Genomic DNA, 23,948 nt, shown 5'->3' on the forward strand with positions numbered 1-23,948 from the left:
GCAGGGAACATCTTACGAAGTGCACCCAACATTCCTGAAGCAGGGAACACCTCAGAGTAGCGTCATCAGCCAACAATTTCATATCGATATCGTTCTTGTTGTTCTCATCATGTGACACAGACCATTTCAAATTGGGAGGGAACTCGCATATGGTTCAACCGATTCAAAGCGCCGCCGTTATCGGCTCTGGCGTAATGGGTGCGGCTATTGCCGCTCACTTGGCGGGCGCAGGCATTCGCTGCCTTTTGCTCGACCTCGTTCCGAAACAGCTTACAGAAGCTGAATCCAAAAAAGGGCTCACAATGGAGCATCCTGCTGTGCGCAATCGCTTAGCTACGGATGCCATCGCACGCCTGAAGAAGACGAAGCCGGCACCGCTTTATAGTGAAGAGTTCGCAGGCAGAATTACACCGGGCAATCTGGAAGATGATCTGTCGAAGCTTGCAGACGTGGACTGGATTATTGAAGTCGTCGTCGAGAGACTGGACGTTAAGCGCGACTTGCTGAAGCGAATCGAGGGAGTATGGAAGCCGGGAACGATCGTAACATCGAATACGTCAGGCATATCCATCAACGAAATGGTTTCTTTGTGTGGAGAGTCATTTAAAAAGCACTTTTTAGGAACTCATTTTTTCAATCCTCCACGCTATATGAAGCTGCTAGAAATCATTCCAGGTGAGACGACTGATCCGGAAATCGTGTCCTACATGCACGAGTTCTGCGAGCGTCGCCTCGGCAAAGGCGTCGTTGTAGCCAAGGACACGCCGAACTTTATCGCCAACCGAATCGGCACATTTGGGCTGCTGATTACATTGCGGAATATGATGGAGCTTGGATACACGGTAGAGGAAGTGGATGCTGTCACTGGACCTGCACTTGGCCGTCCAAAGAGCGCAACCTTCCGCACACTCGATCTGGTCGGGCTCGACACGTTCGTGCATGTTGCGGCGAATGTGCATGATCAAACGGCAGCGACAGTAGAGAAGGATGTATTCAGTGCGCCGGACGTTCTTAACCGGATGGTTGATCTGGGCTGGATTGGCGAAAAGCAGGGCCAAGGCTTCTATAAGAAAGTGAAAACCGATTCTGGGAAGGTCATACAGGCACTGCGCTTCGATACGATGGAATATGAACCGGTACGTAAAATCTCATCCGCCTCCCTGGAAGCATCGAAGTCTGCCAAGGGTGCAGCGAATAAAATCAAGGCGCTGCTCGGAACAAAGGATCGTTATTCCGAGCTGGCATGGAACACGCTGAAGCCGGTGCTGCTCTATTCGGCGCACAAACTGGGCGAAATCGCCGATTCGATTGTCGATATCGACAATGCGATGAAGTGGGGCTTCAATTGGGAGCTCGGGCCTTTCGAAGTGTGGGACGCGATCGGCCTGGTGCCGGCAGCCAAACGCATGGAGGCTGAGGGCGACGTGCTGCCGGATTGGGTAAGTGCCTGGATTGCTGAGGGACATACTCACTTCTATGAGAAGCGGGAGGCACAACAATTTTACGTTCATGGCGGGGCGTGGACTGAGCTGGAGCCGGCAGCGGAGCATATTTCCCTCAAGCAGCTTAAGCAGCAGAACAAGGTCGTGCTGTCTAATCCGGGTGCTAGCTTGATCGACATCGGAGACGGCGTAGCTTGTCTGGAGTTCCATTCGCCGAACAATGCTATCGGCGCGGACATTTTGACGATGATTCTGAAGAGCGTGGAGGAAGTTCGCCGCAATTATCGCGGACTCGTTGTTGCAAATGAAGGGCGCCACTTCTGCGTGGGCGCAAATGTCATGCTACTTCTAATGGAGGCTCAGGAAGAGGAATGGGATGAAATTGATCTCATCATCAGCCAGTTCCAGAATGCGATGCTGACGCTGAAGAGACTGGAGAAGCCTGTCGTAGCTGCGCCGCATCAAATGACGCTTGGAGGCGGGGTAGAAGCGTGCCTGCCGGCAGATAAAATCATTTTCTCCGCAGAAACATACTTCGGATTGGTTGAAACGGGCGTTGGCTTGATTCCAGGGGGCGGCGGCTGCAAAGAGATGGCCTTGCGCTCAAGCCAGATCGTCGGCAAGACGAATCCAGACCTGCAATCATACGTGAACAGCTATTTCGAAACCATTGCCATGGCGAAGGTGTCGACGAGCGGACATGACACGAAGCGGCTCGGCTATATGGGACCTAACGATTCCGTCGTTATCAACCCGGATCGCCGTATCCATGAGGCGAAGATGGCTGTACTGGAAATGGATCGGGCCGGATATGCGCCGAGAGAAGAGGAGCGCATCCGTGTCGTTGGTGAACCAGGCAAATCCGTGCTGCAGCTGGCAGCCTATACGATGCAGCTCGGCGGCTATATCTCGGATCATGACCGGCTGATTGCCAATAAGCTGGCGCATGTGCTTGCGGGCGGCAACGTACCGGCGAACAGCTTGGTGAGCGAGCAATACATGCTCGATCTGGAACGTGAAGCTTTCTTAAGCCTGTGCGGCGAACCGAAGACGCAGGCGCGCATGCAGCACATGCTCTCCAAGGGCAAGCCGCTGCGCAATTAATATCCTTCCAAATTATGAATGAGGGGAGATCGCAATGAAAGAAGCAGTCATTGTATCTATAGCGCGTACGCCGGTTGGCCGGGCGAAGAAAGGGAGCCTCGCGCAGACGAGAGCCGAGGATCTGGGGAGAACTGTACTGGAGGAAGTTGTTCGACGCGCACCAGGCTTGAACAAATCGGACATTGAGGACGTCATACTCGGCTGTGCAATGCCGGAAGGCGAGCAAGGCTTGAACATGGCACGCATTGTGTCGCTGTATGCAGGTTATCCGCAGGAGGTGCCTGCCGTTACGGTTAATCGGTTTTGTGCTTCTGGCCTGCAGTCGATTGCGTTTGCTGCAGAACGGATTATGGCCGGCGCTGCGGACACGATTGTTGCCGGCGGAGTAGAGAGTATGAGCGCGGTGCCGATGACCGGCTTCAAGCTTGCGCCGCATCCGAAGCTGGTCTCAGATATGCCGGAAGTATATATGGGCATGGGATACACAGCGGAAAATGTGGCGAAGCGATTCGGCATTAGCCGTGAGGAACAGGATCGATTCGCTGCTGACAGTCATCGCAAGGCTGCGGCAGCTATCGCTGAAGGCAAATTCCGTGACGAGATCGTGCCTGTCTCAACGGTACAAAGAGGAGTCGACAGTAACGGCCGTCCTTGGGAAAAGGAACTGACCTTCGATATGGATGAATGCGTTCGTCCGGACACGACGGAGGAGGTGCTTGCGAAGCTGAAGCCTTCGTTCTCCTTGGGCGGCAGCGTAACGGCGGGCAACAGCTCACCGATGAATGACGGGGCTGCAGCCTGTGTGATGATGAGCGCCGACAGAGCGAAGGAGCTTGGATTGAAGCCGCTTGCGGCCTTCCGCAGCTTCGCGTTGGCTGGCGTCGCGCCTGACATTATGGGCGTCGGGCCTGTAGAAGCGATTCCGAAGGCGCTGCGCAAGGCAGGCATTACGCAGGATCAGGTCGATCTATTTGAATTGAATGAAGCCTTCGCCTCGCAATGTTTGCATATCATTCGCCACTTGGGGCTGGATGAGAGCAAGGTGAATGTGAACGGCGGCGCGATTGCGCTCGGCCATCCGCTTGGGTGCACAGGTTCGAAGCTGACGGCAACACTCTTGCATGAGCTTCGCCGCCGCGGCGGCGGCTATGGTGTCGTGTCCATGTGCATCGGTGGTGGAATGGGAGCCGCCGGAGTGTTCGAGGTGTTTGCTTAAACTTTTTGCATCGTATTGTTCAAATTGTTCAGAGCCACTTATCCATTCTTAATCCACTTCGAAAGGAAGAAGATTACCATGACCATGTTGGAACAGAAAATCAAAGGCGGAAGCTTTGTCATTGATGACATCACTCCGGATGCGATCATTACTCCAGAGGATTTCACGGAAGAACAGCGCATGATGGTGGATACAACTCGTGATTTCGTAGAAGGAGAAGTGCTGCCGCACGACGAAGAATTGGAAAAATTGAATTACGATTTGACGGTTAAGCTGATGCGCAAGGCCGGGGAAATCGGGCTGCTCGGCGCGGACATTCCAGAAGAATATGGCGGTCTTGGGCTCGACAAGGTCAGCTCTACGCTGATCGGCGAAACGCTGACCAAAGCATCTGGCTTCGCGCTCTCCGTTGGCGCGCATGTGGGTATCGGGACGCTGCCGATCGTATTCTTTGGCACGCCAGAGCAGAAGGCCAAATATTTGCCTGACCTTGCGACAGGCGCTAAAATCGCTGCTTATTGCCTTACGGAGCCGTCATCTGGATCAGATGCGCTTAGCGCGAAGTCGACAGCGAAGCTGTCTGAGGATGGCAGTCATTACGTGCTGAATGGCTCTAAAATTTTTATAACAAATGCGGGCTTCGCCGATATTTTTGTCGTATATGCGAAGGTAGACGGCAAGGACTTCACGGCATTCATTGTTGAGAAGGGAATGGAAGGCTTCACGGTTGGACCGGAAGAGAAGAAGATGGGAATTAAGAGTTCTTCCACTTGTCCGCTCTTCTTCGAGGACGTCAAGGTTCCAGTGGAGAATGTACTCGGAGAGGTAGGCCGCGGGCACGTTATTGCGTTCAATATTTTGAACATCGGCCGCTTCAAGCTGGGGGCTGGATGTCTCGGAGCAGCGAAGGAAGCGATCGAGTTGAGCGTGAAATATGCTGGCGAACGCAAACAGTTCGGCAAGGCGCTTACAGAATTCTCTCTTGTCGGCAATAAGCTGGCAGATATGAACATCCGTACTTATGTAACGGAGTCGATGGTGTATCGGACTTCTGGCTTGGTGGACAATGTGCTGAAAGACATCGATTACAAGCAGCCGGATTCAGGTCAGTTAATGGCCAAGGCGATTACCGAATACGCGCTTGAATGCTCCATTAATAAAGTGTTCGCTTCAGAGGTGCTTGATTTCGTAGCCGATGAAGGCGTTCAAATTCATGGCGGCTACGGCTTTACGCAGGAGTATAAAATCGAGCGCATCTACCGCGACTCCCGCATTAACCGCATTTTCGAAGGAACAAATGAAATTAACAGATTGCTTATCCCAGGCACGCTGCTTAAGAGAGCTGCCAAGGGAGAACTGCCGCTCCTGCAAAAGGCGAAGGCGCTCCAAGCCGATCTGATGTCGATCGTATCCATGCCGGAATCAGGTGGAGCAATGGAGCAGGAAGAACATCTCGTTAAGATGGCGAAAAAGATATTCCTTATGCTTGGTGGATTAGCAGCTCAAAAATACGGAACATCGCTTGAGCAGCACCAGGAAATTTTGAGCAACCTTGCTGATTTAATGATTGCCGTATACGCAATGGAAAGCGCGCTGCTGCGCACTCGCAAGCTGATGGCGAAGGAGGGCGAGGCAAAGGCGAAACTTGCGATGCAAATGACAACTGTATACATGCATGAGGCATTCGCTGATATTGAACGTACAGCCAAGGAAACGCTGGCGGCAATGGAGTCAGGCGACGTATTGCGCACACAACTGTCGATTCTGAAGAAGCTGGCGAAGAGCTCGCCAATTGACGGCGTAGGCATAAAGCGTGAGATAGCGGCACGCGTGATTCAAGCGGAAAAATACGTGGTCTCGTAATACGCGGGAGAACCCCGCGAGGAAGGGATGGTTAGGTATGCCATTGGAAAAGCCATGGCTCCGTCATTACCCGCAGGAAATTGACCCGACGTATGACTACCCGCGACATAATGTCGCCCAATTCCTCATCGATGCGGCACGGGAATACCCGAAACGGCCCGCGCTTGAATTCATGGGGAAGCGTTTGAGCTATGAGCAATTGCTTGAAGAGTGCTGCCGATTCGCAAATGCACTTGTGCGGCTTGGAATTGGCAGCAAGGAGCGAGTGGCAATCATGCTGCCCAACTGTCCACAGACCGTCATTGCGTATTATGGTACGCTGATGGCCGGATGTATAGCTGTACTTACAAACCCGCTCTATAAGGAACGTGAACTGGCGATCCAGCTATCCGATTCCGGAGCAGCCGCGATCGTAACCCTTGATGTATTATATCCGCGTGTGCGTGCCGTTCAGGCACGCACACAGCTTCGGCACGCGATCGTAACCTCTATTAAGGATTACTTGCCCTTTCCGAAAAACGTGCTGTTTTCCTTAAAGATGAAGAAAAACGTTCAGGCGGCCGGGGTAAAGTATGATGATCACGTTCATGCCTTTGCGCCATTGCTCAAAAGCGTTCCGCCAAAATTTATCTGTGCGGAAGTCGACGGAGAAAACGATCTAGCACTGCTGCAGTACACCGGAGGGACGACAAGCACACCTAAAGGGGTGATGTTGACCCATAGAAACTTGGTCGCCAATACGATGCAATCGGCGGCATGGTTCTATAAGGTGAAGCGCGGAGAAGAAGTCTTCTTGGGAGCGCTTCCATTTTTCCATGTGTTCGGGATGACTATTTTGATGAATCTGTGCACGCTGTGTCGGGGGATGAACGTGCTTGTGCCGAAGTTCGAGGCCTCCGAAATGCTGCAGATTATTCATAAGCTGCGTCCGACCGTGTTCCCAGGGGCGCCGACGATGTACATTTCGCTGATTAATCATCCGGATACGAACCGTTATGACCTGTCTTCCATTCACACATGCATCAGCGGCGCATCTTCGCTGCCGCTGGAGGTGCAGGAGAAGTTCGAAGCGTTGACGGGCTGCGTGCTTATCGAAGGGTATGGCTTGACGGAAGCATCGCCGATTACGCATGCGAACCTGTTGTGGGGCAAACGCAAAAATGGTTCTATTGGCATTCCGTTCCCCGATACGGAGGCGAAGATCGTTGATTCCTACACGGGAGAAGAGTTGCCGCAGGGCGAGGTAGGAGAACTGATTGTCCGCGGCCCACAGGTGATGAAGGGGTATTGGAACAAGCCGGAGGAGACCGTAACGGCGCTTCGGGATGGATGGCTGTATACAGGGGACCTGGGAAGGCAGGATGAGGAAGGATTTTTCTCCATCATTGATCGAAAAAAAGATTTGATCATTGCCGGCGGGTTCAATATTTATCCGCGGGAAGTGGAGGAAGTGCTGTACGAGCATCCAAGTGTAAAGGAAGCCGTCGTTGTGGGTGTGCCCGACGCTTACCGAGGAGAGACGGTCAAAGCATATATTGTGACTCGCGCTGGAGCCCAAGTAACCGAAGATGAGTTAAATGTCTGGTGCCGCGAGCGGATGGCCTCCTTCAAGGTGCCGCGCCAATATGAATTCCGCAGTGAGCTGCCGAAGACCATTGCGGGCAAGGTACTGCGCCGCATGCTGCTGGAAGAGGATGAATTGGTGAAAAAGTAGTAAGGCTGTATTTGTTGCTGGCATGAAGTTGAATAAAGAAGTGCTTGGAGGTGGGAATTTCTATGGAGGAGCTGGCAGCAACCCCTGTATCCATCGTAAGCGAGCGACTCGACCAATTGTATGCGCAAGCGAAGGGAACCTTCTGGGATTACCTTGGCTGCGAAACGTTGACGGCAGAGCCGGGGCATGTCGTTCTAAAACTTGATGCTGGACGGCATCATTTGAATGCCATAGGCATCGTTCATGGCGGGGTACTGTCCTCTCTATTAGATAACGCGATGGGATTGGCTACGATGTTGGCTAGACCCGATGAAAATACGGTTACATCCAATTTGAACGTAAACTTTGTTGCGCCGCTGCAGGCCGGAGAACTTCGAGTTACGGCGGAAATCGTGCATGAAACGCGCCGCTCAATCACTTGCACAGGACGGGTAATTGATGCGGAAGGCAAGCTTGGTTCCCTTGCGCTGGCGACGTTCCGGGTGATATGACTGTGTTCAGGCATACTTAACTTAATAGAGCAAGCCCCTGCACCAAATAGGTCAGGGGTTTTTGCATTGCCAAAATCGGTTAATCTGTATAAGTCATATCTATTTCTTGCAGCCGATAGTGAAGCAATCTTTAAAGGATTTAGATAGTTTTAGGTTTAGATAGAGTATTCGACAAAGTATAGTAAGGAAGCGCGTTATGTCCACAATGGCGAACATCTCCTAGCTTAGTCGATTAAGCGCACGCTAGTAAGGTAATGCTAGAAGGAGAAAACGCTTGTCAGATTGGGCAGAAGTATTTGCCGGCATGACAATAGCAGTCGGGAGGAATCCGAAGTATGCTGGTTCGATTCGGATATGTAGCGATGTCGGTCACGGTGGCGAATGCCTCGCCCTCGCGTACGATGACATACGCATCATTTCGCAAACTGGAGGATCGTGCTGCGGCTTTGCGCAAGGCGGAACGCATAGCGGAAGAAAATCTGCACAATACGCTGCGGCTCCTAAAGCATAATCGTGCACACGACATTCAGTTGTACCGCTTCTCCTCGAAGTTAATTCCGCTGGCTACGCATCCGGAGCTGAATGATTGGGATCCATTTCCCGCTTTGCAGAAGGGTTTTCAAGCGATTGGGCAGTATGTGAACGAGCATCACATGCGCGTGTCCTTCCACCCTGATCACTTTACCGTACTGAGCACGCCGCGCGAGGATGTGCTTGTCAAGTCCGTGAAGGATTTAGAGCATCATGTGCGCATGCTACAGGCAATGGGAGTGGATGCCCGGGCGAAGAACAACATTCATGTCGGCGGTGCTTATGGCAACAAGGAGATTGCGGGCGAACGATTTATCGAGAACTTCAAGGCACTGCCTGAAGCTATACAGAAGCGCATGACATTAGAGAACGATGACAAAACATTCAATGCAGTGGAGACACTGCAAATTAGTGAACGGCTCGGCGTCCCTATGGTTCTCGATATTCATCATCAATGGGTGAATAATGAAGGGGAATCATTGGATGAGCTGTGGCCGCGCATATTGAAGACATGGCTTACGCCTTACGGACAGGCAGATGCGACAAACGAAAATCCGCTTCCGCCGAAGATTCATGTGTCCAGCCCTAAAAGCTCCTCCGATATAAGAGGACACGCTGACTACGTGGAAGTGAAGCCTTTGCTCGCCTTCCTCAGAGCGATTGCCTCTTATACAGAGCGCATTGATGTTATGCTGGAGGCAAAGCAGAAGGACGGAGCCTTATTCCAGCTTATGAAAGATCTTGTACCCTATACGGGAGAAGGGGTAACGATTCTTAATCAAGCGAGTGTGAAGATTGATCCGTAGTGTCTAGTCGCAGATTGCTAGTTGCTACTTGAAAATCAAGCAAAAATAGGATACGTTGAAAAAAGAGCTTTTCCGCAACAGTCAAAAAGGGACATGCATAGTTCGTGAAACCAAATTGATGATGCGAAATGGCGAGAGGAGGAAATTTAGTAATGTCTCAATTGTTAGCAGGTAAAAATATCGTGGTTATGGGTGTCGCGAACGATCGCAGCATCGCGTGGGCAATCGCGCAATCACTCGCCGCACAAGGCGCAAGATTGGCATTTACATACGAAAGCGACCGTGTGGAAGCACGTGTGCGCAAACTAGCTGAAACGATTCCGAATGCAGTCATTCTTCCATGCAACGTTACGGTAGATGAAGAGATTGATCAATTGGCAGATAAACTTCGTGAAGAATTCGGTACATTGCATGGTTTGGTGCATAGTATCGCATTTGCGAAGACAGAAGAATTAACAGGACTGTATGCAGATACATCCCGTGCAGGCTTCGCGCTAGCGCAAGACATCAGTGCATACTCTCTGGTAGCTGTAGCTCAGCGCCTGCATCCGCTCATGACAGAAGGCGGAAGCATTATGACAATGACTTACCTCGGCGCAGAGCGCGCAATGAAGAACTACAATGTCATGGGTGTCGCGAAAGCTGCGCTTGAAGCTTCTGTTCGCTACTTGGCGGCAGATCTGGGACAGTTCAACATACGCGTCAATGCAATTTCTGCAGGTCCGATCCGTACGCTTGCTGCCAAGGGCATCAGCGATTTCAACTCGATCTTGAAGCAGGTTGAGGAGAAGGCGCCACTGCGCCGCACAACAGACACGGCGGAAGTTGGCGATACTGCAATGTTCCTGATGAGCCACTTCTCACGCGGTATTACGGGTGAAGTGATCTACGTGGACAGCGGTTATCACATTGTCGGCGTGTAACACTCGACTTCTATATCCGCCTTGTTTGGCAAACTGCTTGAATCGGCAGCTGCCTGCGGGCGGATTTTTATTTATTCGTATGGGCGACAGTTTATATATCGTTCAGAAATAGGGACTTACTATTGCGAGGAAAGTAGGAGCATTTGATGGCAACCATTCTGTTTCTTGTTCTTATCGGACTAATCGCAGCAACGTTCGGCAGCCTTGTAGGACTAGGCGGCGGAATCATTATTGTGCCAGGGCTCATTTTCTTCGGCCCGCACCTGCTGGGAGAAGCCGTTACCTCACAGACAGCAGTAGGGACATCGCTGGCGGTGCTTATTTTTACAGCTCTTTCGTCTACAATTGCCTATATGAAGGTGAAGCGTGTCGATTGGCGAAGCGGGGCGATCTATTTCATTACAAGCGGGCCTGCTTCCATGCTGGGCGCGGCACTTACAGAGTATTTCAAGGACAATGTATTCAATCTAGTGTTCGGCTTCTTCATGCTCGGGATGGCGATCCTGATGGTCGTCAAGGAACGGTTGAAGCCAGTGAACATCGCATGGCGAAGCACTCGCACATATGTAGATCCGTCTGGACAAGCTACCGAATACGGGTACAGCGTGGTGCCGATGTTGTTTATCGGGTTTGCGGTCGGCTTCATTTCAGGGCTGTTTGGCATAGGCGGCGGTTCATTATTCGTTCCGCTCATGGTACTGTTATTTCGCTACCCACCGCATGTTGCTTCGGCGACATCCATGTTCGTTATCTTCCTGTCCTCCATTCTGGGAACAACCGTGCATGCATGGAATGGTTCCGTCGATTGGATGCTGGTTGCAATATTGGCGCCGAGCGCCTGGATTGGCGGAAGGCTAGGTGCAGCAATCGCGAATCGAATGTCGGGCAAAGGGCTGCTGCTGGTGCTGCGAATTACCTTGTTGATACTTGCGATTCGTATGATTGTGAGCGGATTTGCAGGCTCATGAACATTTTGCATAGCTTGGATATTCGAACGAAACTTCTAAGGGATTACTACGTATATTGGAAGAAAAGGAAGCAATTTTTAATAGAAAGTAGCGTGAAGCCTTGAATACTTCAGACAAGACTCCTCATGTGGTCACCAGTAAAAGTTATACAGCGGTAGCAGTCAACTGTGCGGCTAAGACGGGTGAATGGATTAAGAGTAAATTAGGGCAGTACATATCGCTGAATATAAAATCTTCTATGCACGATCTTGTTACCGAAATTGACAAAGGAGCCGAGCAGATGATCCGCCGTTTGCTGCTGACCCATTTCCCGCAGCATACTATTCTCGGCGAGGAATCGGTGGATCCTGGAAAGGATGCGGCCAAGCGGGCATTGGAGAAGGCGCTGCAGGAGGAATATGTGTGGATTATTGATCCGCTCGATGGAACGACAAATTATGTTCACGGGTTCCCATTCTACTCCGTATCGATCGCATTGGCGCATAAGGGAGAAGTGATTGTCGGCATTGTGTACGATCCGACGAGAGATGAACTGTTCGTGGCGGAAAAAGGAAAGGGTGCCTATGTGCACGGACGCCGAATGCAGGTGGCACCAGAGCAGCAGCTCGGGGCGAGCTTGATTGCAAGCGGATTCCCTACGGAGCGAGAACATGCGTTGCCCGCGAATTTGGCGGGGATTACCGCGCTTGCGCCGCAAGTTCGCAACATCCGTACCGCAGGCTCGGCCGCTCTCCACATGGCTTATGTGGCTGCAGGCCGCTTGACAGGGTTCTGGGAATTGAACCTGAATGCTTGGGATTTGGCCGCGGGCAGCTTGCTCATCTCGGAATCCGGCGGCAAGGTAACAGATACGTACGGCAGACCGTATCATCTAGGCGTGCGAGACGTCGTTGCCTCGAACGGACATATTCACGGCTTCTTCATTGAAGCGTTAAGAGAAGCAAAAGCTCAAGGCTAGAGAGTGTCATTCAAGCTCATACTAGAGGGAGAATGTGCTTGAGGGAGGTGTTCCTGTGACTGAACGGGACAAGGGAAGACAAGAGCAGCTGGAGGCAGAGCTGCACGAGCGGCTGACGGCAGGAGAGATGGATACAGAGAAGCCGGACGAGGCTGTTAGACGTCGAATAGCGCCGCGAACCGAAATCCGTATTCAGACGACGCTTGATCCAATCGTAGAAGAAACGAATCAGTATCGCTCTATCGCTGAGGAAGTAGACGACCGTTATGACCAATATATGAAACGCGCTAAGCGCGATGGAGAGTCCCGGAATTAGTCCGGGATTTTTTTTGCACCAAAACAATTGACCGAAGTGAGGCATCTTACTATTGAAATTGACATCAAAAGTAGGAGGAACGATAATCATGAACTCGTATGTAACTGTTAAAGGAGCGTCAACGTAAAATAATATTTTAGTTTCCAAAACTATTTAGGGCCTCCATGCATCATAGTGGTGACCGAAGGGGGAGGAACTATGGATCAGAAGATGCTGATTGTCCGCGCGCAGCAGGGCGATACACACAGCTTTGCACTAGCGGTACAGCAAATTCAAGACCGATCGTACCGAATCGCATATAGTTATTTACACGATGAGGCCGCCAGTATGGACGCAGTATGCGATGCTGTGGAGAAGGCCCTTATTCATATACAGAAATTGAAAGACCCCGAAAAATTCAACACTTGGTTCACTCGGATTGTCATCAATCAGTGCAAAACCTATTTGCGGAAAAATAAATCGATAGTCTACATAGAGGACGAAGAGGTTATGGGAGTCGCAAAGCGTCCGCCGACGGACGAAATGCTGGATTTTCAGGCTCTTATGGAGCAGCAGCCGCCAATGACGCGGATGCTCATCCAATTGAAGTATGTTCAAGGATATACGCTAGAAGAAATTGCAGAGATGACAGATATGCCGCTGGGCACGGTTAAAACGAAAATATATAACACAATTAAGTTGTTTAAAAAGCAAATGATGCCAGAAATGAAGGAGGCTAGATGCTGATGGAATTTAGGGATGAGGAGATCGAAGCAATGTTCGCAAAATTGCCCGAAGTGCCTATTCCACCTAATCTGTCTCAACGGATTGCGGAGCGGATCGAGAATATGGATCGCCGCCGCCATCGGACGAAGATTGTACAGCGCAGCATAGGAACGGTTGCGGCCGGCGTTTTGCTGTTCTCTGGCTCGATCATGTTTGTGCCTTCCTTTGCCGCGTATGCGAAGCAAATCCCCGGATTGGAGGCCGCAGTCAAGTGGCTGGAAGGGGCAGGCAGCTTTATGGGCATCCGCAATGCCAAGGAGCATGGCTACATTCCGGTACAAACCTACCGTACGAAGTGGGGAGAGCGGGAAGTAAGCGTCGATAATTTGTATTTGGAAGATGATCGTCTGTTCGTCACGGTTACAATCAAGGGCGAGGATATTGCCGAGGCGCAGCGTTCCCGCCGATTGTATGACGAGTTCGAGGATTATACGGCTACGCTCCCTGAATTTGACGAACACCGATTCTCGGATGGAAGCAATCATACGACTTCCTATCATATTGAATCCGATGATGAGTCGCGTAAACAGGCTAAAGCAAAAGCGGATGGTATTGTTACTTGGAAACATGACATTCCTTTGCCGCCAGAATACGTCGAGCAGTTGAAACGAGAAGATAAGGATCGGAAAATTACGATCCGGCTGACAAAAATTAAGCGCAATGACGAATATAAAAATATTTACTCCGAATCAGAGGATATTCAGGTTCCGCTCGGTATCAATAATATAAAACCAACTCGCGTGGTCAATCTGGAGCGGACGGCAGAGCAGGCAGACTCGATTGTGCAGCAGTTTGCTCTTAAGGATATTACGATCTCTCCTACCCGTATGCTGCTTGAGACTCGAACTCGAATTCAAGATGAAGGAAAGGCAGAGCTGCATCCAGGTTACGATTGGGATGAGATTGTCCGAGAAAATCTTATACTGAAAGACGAGACCGGTAAAGTTTATCCGATTCGACAGTCTTCAGGATTCAGAGATTTGGTGAATGGGGTCAGCCGCAACCAGTGGGAGTTTATCCCGTCTGTCTATTTCGAGAACAAGCCGAAGCACATGACTCTGGGATTAAAGAGATTGTATGTGACTCAAGCCCGGCCAAATCGTACGTTCCGTCTTCGCACGGAAGATAAATATCCAAAGAAGATCCAATATCAGGGCAGGGATATAACGATATTAGGCACAGAGTATGACAATAAGGGAATCCTCCATCTCAAGGTTCAGCCAGATCAAGCGGGGAATAATCCGTTTCAGAGTACATTCTTGACGTATGAGCCTTACTACTTGAAGCTTCAGGGATCAGGATCGAACGAGATTTGGAAGCAATATGACTTGAATCTGGATACACCGGAGACGAGAGCTATCCCAATGACAGGCAAGCAATTAAACGAAAAATATGAAAGAAATATTACGTTCAGCTGGGTATTGGGAACGATTTTTGAAGATAAGGATAAATGGGGGCAGGAGAAGCAGAAGCAAGATGTTTATGATATTGCGATTATGGCTCCGAAATTGGACGAATATGAAATATCGCTACGGAGATACAATGAACCGATTGAGGTTAATCAGAAGATTGAGTTTACCATCCCGCCGCTCGCAGGAGAACACGATCAAGTAGGCAGCTTGACGGAGCCGAAGCATGGCAAGACGGTGAAGGATTTGGATTCTTCCATAGTGGAGCGTATGAAGCAAGCAGTACGAGAAGTTGCTGGTCGTGACATTGAGCTATATGGAGTCGAGGAATACCGTGGATCGTCTTATCATGATGTTACCGTTTATAGCAAGGATAACAAGAGCTATGCCGCTCTTGATGTGAAACGTGGAACTTATGATGTTCACATCTCCATGAATTACGCTGAGCTGCCAGATAAGATTAAGCGGATTGTTGAAGGGCAAACAGGACTGGATGAAAAACAGCTGGCTGCCCGTATTCAGGACATTACTCGGGCAAAGACAAGGGTCGATCGGGATGTGCATACCTGGATTACAGGAAAAGATATCGACATCGAGATGGAGGGAGAACGAGTCCTTAGCATGTCTTATGACATTCCGATGGATCAAGTAAGTGCTAAGGCACTTGAGTCGGCTAAGAAAGCTTCCCTCACCGTTAGAGGGAAAGAAACCCCGATGGCGCTTGCAAGCCGTACGTATCGCTATGACAGCCGTATCGGAATTGCGAAGGATTATTACGATTTAGAGGATCAGGAGCGTGATTTGTCCATTCAGGTTGGCTATAACACTGGACGCATACTGTCCGTTTATGATTCCGACATTTTAGAAACGGGAACGAATGCAACCGAGGCCCTCTTCGACAAATTCTCGAATAAGCAGGTGCTCGACGCAGCGGCGCCTGACGTGAAAAGGCTGTTCAGCATTGATCTGAACGGGTATTCGGTTGAGCGATATAACGGTCAAAACTGGTATATTTTCAAAAGAGAAGGCAGTCTGACGATTGAAGGGCAAATGAATCGTTATTCGAAGTTCTACCGCCTGGATATTGATACTAATAACGACATAAATCTAAATTAGACAAGAGAAAAAAAGGTTAGAAAAGCTGACCCGCGAAGCAGAAATCGCTTTGTGGGTCAGCTTTCTGTGTTCATAGGGGAAGCTAGGCATGATGAAAAAGAAATCCTAATTGCAGCGATTCCTGCGTACATATCAAATGTAGTTTATAGGTGCTGCAGCATAAACAATTACGACCAGGTTTCTTAATTGAAACGGGGGGATGCGGTTGATTGGCTTTCTGATATGGGTGTTAAGCTGGGTGTGCCTGTTCTGGATATGGGGCGAGGCATCAGCGCGCAAGGGGAAGCAGATTGGGTGTCTATGGGCGCTCGTTGTCTTCCTGCTCGGTCCGGTAGGGATAATCCTCTACCTCATATTGCGCAATTATGATTAGGGAGAGTTTGTCTAAGAATCATTGGAGTAAAGTTTAAATATGGCCAGAACAAAAGGAACTGTCTCTCTGCATAACTGGATGCAGTGCGGACAGTTCCTTTTATGTTGCCTGTGCACCTATGTTGCTTGTGCAGTTGGCGCTTCCTTCGTATAGGTGATGGCTTGGCTGCCCATTTGCTCCCACCCGCGCTTGAAGGCGGCGCGGGAGATGCGATCGCGGCGACCTAGCGGATCATGCACATACACATATTGATCGTCATAGCCGATCACAAGCAAGGAGTGCTCATAGTAGGTCACTTGGATTGGCCCATCTGCTGTATTCCACGTTATCCAAGCTCCTGCTGGGACGGAATCGTACAGTGTCGTATGGATAACCCATACTGGCGTTCCTTGCCCGACCGTCCACAGCAGATGCCCGAACGATGTCCCGGTCATATCAATGATTCGTCCTGGCAAATACTTCTCCGCGACCTCTGCTATCGGCTCGTGATATACCCCGAGACCAGGATTGGCGAACGTGTACATATCGCCTACGAATCCGCGATGCGGATTGCCGAAATAGATGCCGCCATTCTTTTTCTCATACGGCGTTGTATCTTTGCGGATATTTTTAGCCAGCTCCATCTTGTCTACTTTCTGACCTGCAGATTGCAAGAGCATTGCTAGGGCAGTCACTTCACAGCCGCGCGGCAACTCAGGGAGCTGCAAAATAAGCGGAGCTCCATTCAAGCGAATCGACTTCGGCGCAGGCTTCTTCGGATCCCACATCACATGCTGACCGCGGTAGGTTACTCTGCGGCCAGGTATCTGCTTCGCATAATTGACGGCGTCTTCCCAGCGGTGGAACAGTGCGGTATAGCTTGTTCCCATCTTGACTGCATACGAACCAAACGCATCGTAGGCCAGATAGGAGGACAATTCCTCTCTCCATTCGTTCCACTTCTCTTGTTTAGGCGCTTTTGGAGTCGTGGTCAGTGCGATTACGCCGCCACTGCTATAAATATGCCGCCCGAGCGCTTCACTAGCCGGCCGAAGCGGGACGTAGGTAACTCCGTCCTTCTGAACAGGCAGTGCATTTACAGAGGCTGCGGATTTGCTGCCGGATGGAGTCGCGATGCTGACCTTGCCTTTTTCGAGCGAATACGTAATTCTTGCTTCATCTCTTGACAACGTAAGGGTGCGGCCACCCTTATCGACAGCCAGGTCTGCATCAAGCTTGTCCGCCAGGAAGCGGACTGGTACGAGTGTCTCCCCCTTCTCCTGATAAGGAGCAGCCTTCGGCTCGGATTCTGCAAGTGGAACCAGATAGCGTCCTACCCGTGCGGTATTGCTGTACAGCATCAGTACAATGTCGTCCGAGGGCAGCCCGAAGGAGAAGGGTAAGGAGCCATCCTTGAGCTTAGAGAGAATAAAGTTTTGAAAAGGAAATGCACATAAAGCTAGCAATATAAGAAACAGCAGCCATCGATTCAGCTGCCTGACGATTCGCGGCAAAGTTCAAACCCTCCTCAGACATACTCCCTTCTTATATCGGCAATTTGCCGAGATTTCATTAGGTGCTAAATTTTTTACCCCATTTATCCAATAAATGAACCTTTTATAGAAGATAGTTGTTAATCTAGTAGTGCATGTTCAAGGGGAGCAGCAACTAGCGATGTGTAGGAAAGGTGGAGAACCTGTTGACGGACAGGGAATTTTTCGAAAAATACAACAGAGATGTGTACAGGACCTGCTACTATATGCTGCGCAATGCCTCGGATGCGGAAGACGTCTGCCAAGAGGTGTTTATGAAGGCGCTCACGTCGGGATGGGAGCAGGTGGAGTTTCTCAAGACGTGGCTTATGCGGATTACGGTCAATCATTGCCTGAACCACTTGCGCAGGAGCAAGTCGAGATGGATGAAGGAGAAGATGCTGCTCTTGTTCCAACGGGAGCAGGTGGAGCCTTCTATTTTAACTGTAGTCGAACAGAAGGAGTCAGAGGACGAGTGGAAGCGGCGCCTCGCGAAGCTGCCTGACAAAATCCGCATTGTCATCACTCTGCGGTATACGAACGATCTGCCGCTTGCCGACATCGCGGATATTCTGGATATTCCGGTGGGAACCGTGAAATCCCGGTTGAACCGAGGATTGAAGATGATGAGGGTCATATTGGACGAGCTGGATGATGATTTGAAGCTGCCGGATGAGCAATCAGTCAAGCGGAACAGTAGCTTGGGGAGAAAGGATGGTGAGGAACGTGGAGAAAAAAACAAACGAAGCAACGAATCTTACTCAGCAGCTGGGCGATGAAGGCAGCCACTCCTACCCGGACTTCGAGGCGATGTGGATGCGGATTGAGGCGGCCAGAAGTGAGCAGGACGAACAAGGAACGTCGGCCACACCGTTACAGACGAAGCCGTTGTTCCGCGGGCGCAGGTTGGCTGTGCTGTCATTGGCTGCGTTTGTGCTGTTGGCCACTCCAGTTCTCGCCTATATTACCATGAAGTGGGATTTTAAAAATCTGAAAGGTGTGGAATCAGCGATCCAGCATGGATTTGGGCAACCGATCAATAAGAAGGTTACGAATAGCGGCGTCACATTCGCTATCGATACGGCGGTGTCCGACGATAATGGAACCACGCTGTTATACAGCTTGAATACAGGGGATAAGCAGGAGCGGAAATGGATATTCGACCAATTTGATTTCAAAGACGAGAAAGGAAATTCCATTGAAAGCCTGGATTATGTGAAGAGAGTGAATTTGAACTACCACTGGAGGGATGGATATTATTGGGATAAATGGGATGAAGAAAGCCGAACCTACAATGGCTTCTTCGAGACGTCCTGGACGGTTCCCGGCAATGAAGCGAATGTGCAATTGTCTGCGCGTGGGCTGCAAGCGTATGACTACGTTCGTGTACCAATCGATTTGGATCCGCACAAGGCGGAGGTACAGACTTTTCCGGTTCATAATGGTGGGATTGAGGAATTGAAGGTGCAGTTTGTAAAAGGCGGACAAGGGCAAGCACTCCTCAAATATTCCGTGTCCTACACGGATAATTCGAATTTCAACATCGTTGGGCCTCAAATTGTGGTGAAAAAGGAAGGGAAAGTGGTAAATCGATCAGGCGATAAGTCGACTAGAACGATCGAGATTGATGGGCATCCAGAATGGGGTGTACAAGAAGGCTATAGCTCGGACGAACTACTGCAGGGCGGCAATTCATTCGAATTTGTGTACGGCGTGAAGGGAAGTCATATCGAGGGAGAATGGAATATCGGCATGTTCACCTTGAACAAGGAGAAGGCGATGAAGGCGTCAGTGACCCGGGAATTAAACATTCCGCTCCACACGTCTCAAGGGGACTCGATCCTCCGCAAGCTGATTATCAGGCCGACAGCGATAAAATTGGAGGTGGAGAATAAGAAAGTATTCCACGGAATTCCATACCGATCAGTTTCATTGCTGGTGAACGGACGTAAGCTTGAAGGGTGGGAGTTGACATTGGAATACTTCGATACTCCGCTCTATGGATATCGGCAAGTGTTCGAGTTTCCGGTAAGGCCCGATCTGCGGTTGACCGCGGATATGCCGGTAGAATTGTTGTTGGAACGTGAGATTGAGAAGATAAATGACTATAAGAAGCCAATCAAGTTGACAGCTATTACAGATGAAAAGAAAGAAACGCTTGTGAACGTAGAGGGTTATCCGGTCAAAGTAACCTACTATACCAAAAACGGTGATCTGTATGTCGAGAACGAGAGCGAGAATTTAAAGTTCAGCGGCGTTTCTCAGACGTATATGAAACAGGGAGACGAGAGAATATTTGGGAAAGTCCTGTTTTTCCAATGGGAGGAGAACTGGCTCGATTGGGAGAATTCCAACAAGTACGTAAACGTGTATCGTGGATTTAAGGGAAACGAAACAGAGATTTACTTATTTGAGTTCTACATTCGACATTGGGATCGGAATTTGAAAATAAAGTTGCAATAGGATGAACGATGCTGTCCTCGTCAGGATATGACGTAAGGGCAGCATTTTTTTGCATTCCTTCCAAATTAGTGAACTAAAATGAGGGCTGCTGTGTTAATTAGGATAGAGGCTTGCGCCTAAGGGATCCCATAACTTGCAGTGCGGCCTGACAAACATCCAATATCGTTTGAATTAGAGAGGAGAATAACCTAATGAAAAATACGATGAAAGTAACAATCGCTACCCTTTGCAGCATTCTGCTGCTAGGTTCCATGAGTGCCGCTGTACAGGCAGCGTCGTCGCAATCATTCAACGGTATCACGCTCAAGACGGCAGCAGCCAAAGCTCCAACTGATGCAGAGAAAAAGAAAATGTTCGAAGCGGAGAAGAAAAAAGTATTTCAAATCAAAAAAAATCCGGGGGATTTCTATATTCTATATGTCAGTGATAAAAAACTGAATGGCGGAAGTGAGTTTTTATATTCTTCGGAGTTTCCAAAATTCACAAAATATGAAGACTACAAGAACTGGACAGCTAAATTGAAGGGAGCAGTTATTCAGGAGCCAGAAGGGATGCCGGAAGGATATAAATTCGTAAATGGAGTAATCCAAAATCCGTTTAAACAGTTCGATGCGCACGTGAAGGCTGAAGCCAAAGGCAAAGTGGTGTATTCCAAAAAGATAGAATGGGATGAAGCGGGAATGATCAGGCTGGAATATGCCAATGGCAAAAACAAATTGGTGCTGAGTCTGAGAAAGATAGAAAACGGAGAGGAAAAGAAATCTAAAGAAGGATTCCAGTATAAGTCTGCCGACGAGAAGGCCAAAGAAAATGCTAAACAGCCAAAGAATGAAATCCTTCCAGACATCAATAATTCACTGTCATGGACAGAGAAAGGAGTAAGCTGCACGATTTCCACAAATCCGGAGAATCCTTTGACGAAGGAAGAACTGATCAAGCTTGCGAAAACGATGATTAAAAAATAGTTCTGGAGAGGAGCATTACCCATGAAAAACACAAAGAAAGTAACCATCGCTACACTTTGCAGTATTCTCCTGTTAGGTTCCATGAGTGCTGCTGTACAGGCAGCATCGTCGCAATCAAGCAACAGCATTACGCTCAAAACGGCGGCAGCCAAGGCTCCAACTGATGCAGAGAAAAAGAAACTGATCGAAGCGGAGAAGGCAAGGATAGTAAAGCTCAAAAAAAATCCTGGAGATGTTTATCTCGTGTATGTCAGCGATAAGAAGCTGAATGGCGGAAGTGAGTTTCTATACTATACAAATTTCCCGACATTCTCCAAGTATGAAGACTACGAAAAATATAGTTCTAAATTAATGGGGCCTATCTTACAGGAGCCAGAGGGGATGCCAGAAGGATATTCCTTTGTTAAAGGAGTAATCCAAAATTCGTTCAGTAAACAGTTCGAGGCACAAGTGAAGGCTGAAGCCAAAGGCAAAGTGGTATATTCCAAAAAGATGGAATGGACGGAAGCGGGAGAGATCAAACTGGAGTACAAAAAAGGAAAAGATAATATCATTCTCCACATGCAAACGGATTATAGCGAAGAGAAGGAGGCTAAAGAATACACATACGAATCCGCCGCAGATAGCTTACATACTGATCGAAATCAAGTTACCTGGTCGGAGAACGGAAAAATATTTTTCCTCTCTGTGAATCCCGAGAATCCATTGACGGAGGAAGATTTAATGAAGCTTGCGACAACGATGATTAAAAAATAGTTCTGGAGAGGAGCATTACCCATGAAAAACACAAAGAAAGTAACAATCGCTACACTTTGCAGCATCCTGCTGCTAGGTTCCATGAGCGCTGCTGTACAGGCAGCGTCGTCGCAATCAAGCAACAGCATCGCGCTCAAGACGGCAGCAGCCAAAGCGCCGACTGATGCAGAGAAAAAGCAAATGATCGAAGCGGAGAAGGCAAGGATAGTAAAGCTCAAAAAAAATCCTGGAGATGTTTATCTCGTGTATGTCAGCGATAAGAAGCTGAATGGCGGAAGTGAGTTTCTATACTATACAAATTTCCCGACATTCTCCAAGTATGAAGACTTCGAAAAATATAGTTCTAAATTAATGGGGCCTATCTTACAGGAGCCAGGGGGCATGCCGGAGGGATATATCTTTGTCAAAGGAGAAATCGAGAATTTAATCGATCGTAAGAAATTTGAGGCACAAGTGAAAGCGGAAGCTAAAGGCAAAGTGGTGTATTCCAAAAAGATAGAATCGCCAGAGGTGGGAGAGATCAAGCTGGAGTACGCCAAAGGAAATGATAAGTTGTTCATGGAACTCTTCACGCTAGAGCTAGGAAAGGATGCCAAAGACGAAGGGTTCAATTACAAATCTGCTGACGAATATGATGCAGAAACAAAGAAGAAGTATCCTCAATTCGTTAGAAATTCGGTGTCATGGAGGGAGAAAGGGATAAGATTTACCATTGCCACGAATCCCGGTAATCCATTGACGAAGGAAGAGCTGATCGAGCTCGCGAAAACGATGATTAAAAAATGATAGGGATTAAGGCCGGCAGAAGCTGCAGGACGGGTTGCCTGCGGCTTTGGATTCGGAAGTAAAGGAGAATGATAGGCGAGATGCGATGGGGTTCGTGGTTGAAGCAAGGTACGATTCTAGTAAGCATTATGGCTCTGGTGAGCGGATGCTTCGGACCGAAGCCTGTGCTGGAGGAGCTCGGAAAAGATGGCCATGGCAAATTAAAGGTGCTTTACTCTGATGAGGGTGATTTCTTTCGAGAATACGGAAATGTATTTACGCTCAAATTTCCGAATATCGACATCGAAGTGGTCGAGACCAAGGGATTATACCAGCAGATGCAAATCCAAAAAGGTGTTGATTATGGGACGCTATTAACGAAGCTGATTGATGAACAGCAGCCAGATGTGTTGACTCTATCAGCTCCAAGTTATGAAGAGTACGCATTGGACGGCAAATTATACAATCTAGAGTCGATCATCAAGCAGGAGCAATTCGATCTCGAAGGGTTCATGCCAGGCTTGATTGATATGGTGAGAGAGCAGGGAGGAGGCGCACTATTTGGCCTGCCGCCGTTTTTCTTTACGGAAGTGCTCTACTATAATGCCGATTTATTCAAAGCGAATGCAATAGATCTGCCCAAAGGCGGCATGACCTGGAAGGATCTGTTCGATCTGGCTGTGCGTTTCGAAGATACGGGAATGCCTGGGCTATATGCTGGCGATGAGGACGCAATTGGGATGCTGAATCGCATAGCGGACACATGGGGCCTACAGGAATTCGATGCCAAGGGGGAGAATATCCTGCTCGAATCAGAGAGTTGGAAGCAGGCCTATCAAATGGTGGCGGATGCAATACGCACTCGTGCACTGCAGGTTAAGAAACCGGGAGATTCGAGTTTTCTCCTAGCGGCCGACAATCTCTTCCTGCAAGGCAACGCGGCCATGACCTTCGGCAGCTCAGGCTTTATTCGCGAGTTTAGCGATCCGCAAAACAAGAAGGCAAGCAAGATGGATTGGGGCATGGTTCCGGTTCCTATTGATCCCTCCCACCCAAATGAAACGACAAGTGCAAGGCCCTATGAGTATTTTGCCATTAACGAGCATTCGAGCAATAAGCGGGCCGCCTGGGAATTTGTAAAGTACGTCAACGGACCGGAGATGGCGAAGGCAAGCTCTGCCATCTACTATAAGCTGCCGACGCGAACCGGATTCGTCAAGTCGATTCAGGGCAAGAGTACAGAAGCTTTCTATGCCTTGCAAATAAAAAATAAGAAATACGAGTGGGCGATAAAGCGAGTTCCAAGTGACTTTAACACTGCATACTCTCCTTTGCGGGAGGAAGCATTGAAGGCCATCATTGACAAAGAGAAAACCGTGGATGAGGCCTTGGCAGAACTACAGCAGAAGGCACAGGCAGCGCTTCAGAAGGTGCGCCAAGACAAAGTGAAATAAAAGAGATCGATGAATAGGCGTGTAAAGGGGAAGTGAAGT

Annotated in this window: 20 protein-coding genes; 19 read left to right on the top strand and 1 reads right to left on the bottom strand. The window is 49.3% G+C overall.

The genetic code is table 11. The annotated features are described in order from the left end of the window. The first annotated feature begins 149 nt into the window (after positions 1 to 149). From NO352_RS24525 to NO352_RS24585, 13 genes are all read left to right on the top strand, one after another. Entirely contained in the window at positions 150 to 2,546 is a 2,397-nt protein-coding gene (locus tag NO352_RS24525) for a 3-hydroxyacyl-CoA dehydrogenase/enoyl-CoA hydratase family protein (protein ID WP_268598941.1), read from the top strand. Positions 2,547 to 2,580: 34 nt separating this feature from the next. Beyond that, on the top strand, positions 2,581 to 3,762 hold the full coding sequence (locus NO352_RS24530; RefSeq protein ID WP_005543274.1) for an acetyl-CoA C-acyltransferase: 1,182 nt from the start codon (positions 2,581 to 2,583) through the stop codon (positions 3,760 to 3,762). A gap of 78 nt (positions 3,763 to 3,840) precedes the next feature. Continuing rightward, the gene (locus NO352_RS24535) at positions 3,841 to 5,625 is read left to right on the top strand and encodes an acyl-CoA dehydrogenase family protein (RefSeq protein ID WP_410453065.1); all 1,785 of its coding nucleotides are present in this window, start codon (positions 3,841 to 3,843) and stop codon (positions 5,623 to 5,625) included. Between the two features lie 37 nt (positions 5,626 to 5,662). After that, the gene (locus NO352_RS24540; protein WP_005543272.1) at positions 5,663 to 7,339 is read left to right on the top strand and encodes a long-chain-fatty-acid--CoA ligase; all 1,677 of its coding nucleotides are present in this window, start codon (positions 5,663 to 5,665) and stop codon (positions 7,337 to 7,339) included. Between the two features lie 62 nt (positions 7,340 to 7,401). Beyond that, positions 7,402 to 7,830, top strand: coding sequence for a PaaI family thioesterase (locus tag NO352_RS24545; protein WP_005543271.1), 429 nt, complete (start codon positions 7,402 to 7,404; stop codon positions 7,828 to 7,830). Between the two features lie 335 nt (positions 7,831 to 8,165). Then, positions 8,166 to 9,167 (top strand): UV DNA damage repair endonuclease UvsE, encoded by a 1,002-nt coding sequence (gene uvsE / locus NO352_RS24550; RefSeq protein ID WP_289356982.1) that lies wholly within the window; start codon positions 8,166 to 8,168, stop codon positions 9,165 to 9,167. 152 nt (positions 9,168 to 9,319) lie between these two features. Further along, entirely contained in the window at positions 9,320 to 10,090 is a 771-nt protein-coding gene (fabI, locus tag NO352_RS24555) for an enoyl-ACP reductase FabI (protein ID WP_005543269.1), read from the top strand. A 146-nt stretch (positions 10,091 to 10,236) separates the two neighbouring features. After that, the gene (locus NO352_RS24560) at positions 10,237 to 11,058 is read left to right on the top strand and encodes a sulfite exporter TauE/SafE family protein (RefSeq protein WP_268598937.1); all 822 of its coding nucleotides are present in this window, start codon (positions 10,237 to 10,239) and stop codon (positions 11,056 to 11,058) included. A gap of 100 nt (positions 11,059 to 11,158) precedes the next feature. Further along, a complete protein-coding gene (locus NO352_RS24565; protein WP_289356983.1) occupies positions 11,159 to 12,016 on the top strand; it encodes an inositol monophosphatase family protein in 858 nt (285 codons plus the stop codon). Between the two features lie 55 nt (positions 12,017 to 12,071). Then, positions 12,072 to 12,332: a hypothetical protein gene (locus tag NO352_RS24570; protein WP_268598935.1), complete on the top strand. Its 261-nt coding sequence runs from the start codon at positions 12,072 to 12,074 to the stop codon at positions 12,330 to 12,332. Positions 12,333 to 12,530: 198 nt separating this feature from the next. Beyond that, positions 12,531 to 13,058, top strand: coding sequence for an RNA polymerase sigma factor (locus NO352_RS24575; RefSeq protein WP_005543265.1), 528 nt, complete (start codon positions 12,531 to 12,533; stop codon positions 13,056 to 13,058). Next, complete coding sequence (locus NO352_RS24580; protein WP_289356984.1) at positions 13,058 to 15,622, top strand: DUF4179 domain-containing protein; 2,565 nt, start codon at positions 13,058 to 13,060, stop codon at positions 15,620 to 15,622. Before NO352_RS24575 ends, NO352_RS24580 begins: the two co-directional genes overlap by 1 nt. Positions 15,623 to 15,827: 205 nt before the next feature. Then, positions 15,828 to 15,995, top strand: a complete 168-nt coding sequence (locus NO352_RS24585; protein ID WP_163974314.1) for a hypothetical protein — start codon at positions 15,828 to 15,830, stop codon at positions 15,993 to 15,995. A gap of 116 nt (positions 15,996 to 16,111) precedes the next feature. Here the strand turns inward: NO352_RS24585 and NO352_RS24590 are convergent, their stop codons facing one another. Further along, on the bottom strand, positions 16,112 to 17,488 hold the full coding sequence (locus tag NO352_RS24590; protein WP_289356985.1) for a C39 family peptidase: 1,377 nt from the start codon (positions 17,486 to 17,488) through the stop codon (positions 16,112 to 16,114). Positions 17,489 to 17,673: 185 nt separating this feature from the next. Between NO352_RS24590 and NO352_RS24595 the strand changes: the two genes are divergently transcribed. From NO352_RS24595 to NO352_RS24620, 6 genes are all read left to right on the top strand, one after another. After that, positions 17,674 to 18,285, top strand: a complete 612-nt coding sequence (locus NO352_RS24595; RefSeq protein ID WP_289356986.1) for an RNA polymerase sigma factor — start codon at positions 17,674 to 17,676, stop codon at positions 18,283 to 18,285. Continuing rightward, on the top strand, positions 18,233 to 19,969 hold the full coding sequence (locus NO352_RS24600) for a DUF4179 domain-containing protein (RefSeq protein ID WP_289356987.1): 1,737 nt from the start codon (positions 18,233 to 18,235) through the stop codon (positions 19,967 to 19,969). Before NO352_RS24595 ends, NO352_RS24600 begins: the two co-directional genes overlap by 53 nt. Positions 19,970 to 20,160: 191 nt before the next feature. Beyond that, a complete protein-coding gene (locus tag NO352_RS24605; RefSeq protein ID WP_289356988.1) occupies positions 20,161 to 20,934 on the top strand; it encodes a hypothetical protein in 774 nt (257 codons plus the stop codon). A 21-nt stretch (positions 20,935 to 20,955) separates the two neighbouring features. Continuing rightward, positions 20,956 to 21,690, top strand: a complete 735-nt coding sequence (locus NO352_RS24610) for a hypothetical protein (protein ID WP_289356989.1) — start codon at positions 20,956 to 20,958, stop codon at positions 21,688 to 21,690. 21 nt (positions 21,691 to 21,711) lie between these two features. Continuing rightward, positions 21,712 to 22,476: a hypothetical protein gene (locus NO352_RS24615; RefSeq protein ID WP_289356990.1), complete on the top strand. Its 765-nt coding sequence runs from the start codon at positions 21,712 to 21,714 to the stop codon at positions 22,474 to 22,476. Between the two features lie 80 nt (positions 22,477 to 22,556). Then, entirely contained in the window at positions 22,557 to 23,909 is a 1,353-nt protein-coding gene (locus NO352_RS24620; protein ID WP_171418475.1) for an ABC transporter substrate-binding protein, read from the top strand. The last annotated feature ends 39 nt before the right edge of the window (positions 23,910 to 23,948 follow it).

Origin of the sequence: Paenibacillus sp. S-12 (assembly GCF_030363895.1) — a bacterium.
Taxonomy (GTDB): domain Bacteria; phylum Bacillota; class Bacilli; order Paenibacillales; family Paenibacillaceae; genus Paenibacillus_B; species Paenibacillus_B alvei.

Coding starts and splice junctions, on each gene's coding strand:
- NO352_RS24525 (WP_268598941.1), top strand. CDS start 150: ATGGTTCAACCGATTCAAAGCGCCGCCGTTATCGGCTCTGGCGTAATG.
- NO352_RS24530 (WP_005543274.1), top strand. CDS start 2,581: ATGAAAGAAGCAGTCATTGTATCTATAGCGCGTACGCCGGTTGGCCGG.
- NO352_RS24535 (WP_410453065.1), top strand. CDS start 3,841: ATGACCATGTTGGAACAGAAAATCAAAGGCGGAAGCTTTGTCATTGAT.
- NO352_RS24540 (WP_005543272.1), top strand. CDS start 5,663: ATGCCATTGGAAAAGCCATGGCTCCGTCATTACCCGCAGGAAATTGAC.
- NO352_RS24545 (WP_005543271.1), top strand. CDS start 7,402: ATGGAGGAGCTGGCAGCAACCCCTGTATCCATCGTAAGCGAGCGACTC.
- uvsE (WP_289356982.1), top strand. CDS start 8,166: ATGCTGGTTCGATTCGGATATGTAGCGATGTCGGTCACGGTGGCGAAT.
- fabI (WP_005543269.1), top strand. CDS start 9,320: ATGTCTCAATTGTTAGCAGGTAAAAATATCGTGGTTATGGGTGTCGCG.
- NO352_RS24560 (WP_268598937.1), top strand. CDS start 10,237: ATGGCAACCATTCTGTTTCTTGTTCTTATCGGACTAATCGCAGCAACG.
- NO352_RS24575 (WP_005543265.1), top strand. CDS start 12,531: ATGGATCAGAAGATGCTGATTGTCCGCGCGCAGCAGGGCGATACACAC.
- NO352_RS24580 (WP_289356984.1), top strand. CDS start 13,058: ATGGAATTTAGGGATGAGGAGATCGAAGCAATGTTCGCAAAATTGCCC.
- NO352_RS24605 (WP_289356988.1), top strand. CDS start 20,161: ATGAAAAATACGATGAAAGTAACAATCGCTACCCTTTGCAGCATTCTG.
- NO352_RS24610 (WP_289356989.1), top strand. CDS start 20,956: ATGAAAAACACAAAGAAAGTAACCATCGCTACACTTTGCAGTATTCTC.
- NO352_RS24615 (WP_289356990.1), top strand. CDS start 21,712: ATGAAAAACACAAAGAAAGTAACAATCGCTACACTTTGCAGCATCCTG.
- NO352_RS24620 (WP_171418475.1), top strand. CDS start 22,557: ATGCGATGGGGTTCGTGGTTGAAGCAAGGTACGATTCTAGTAAGCATT.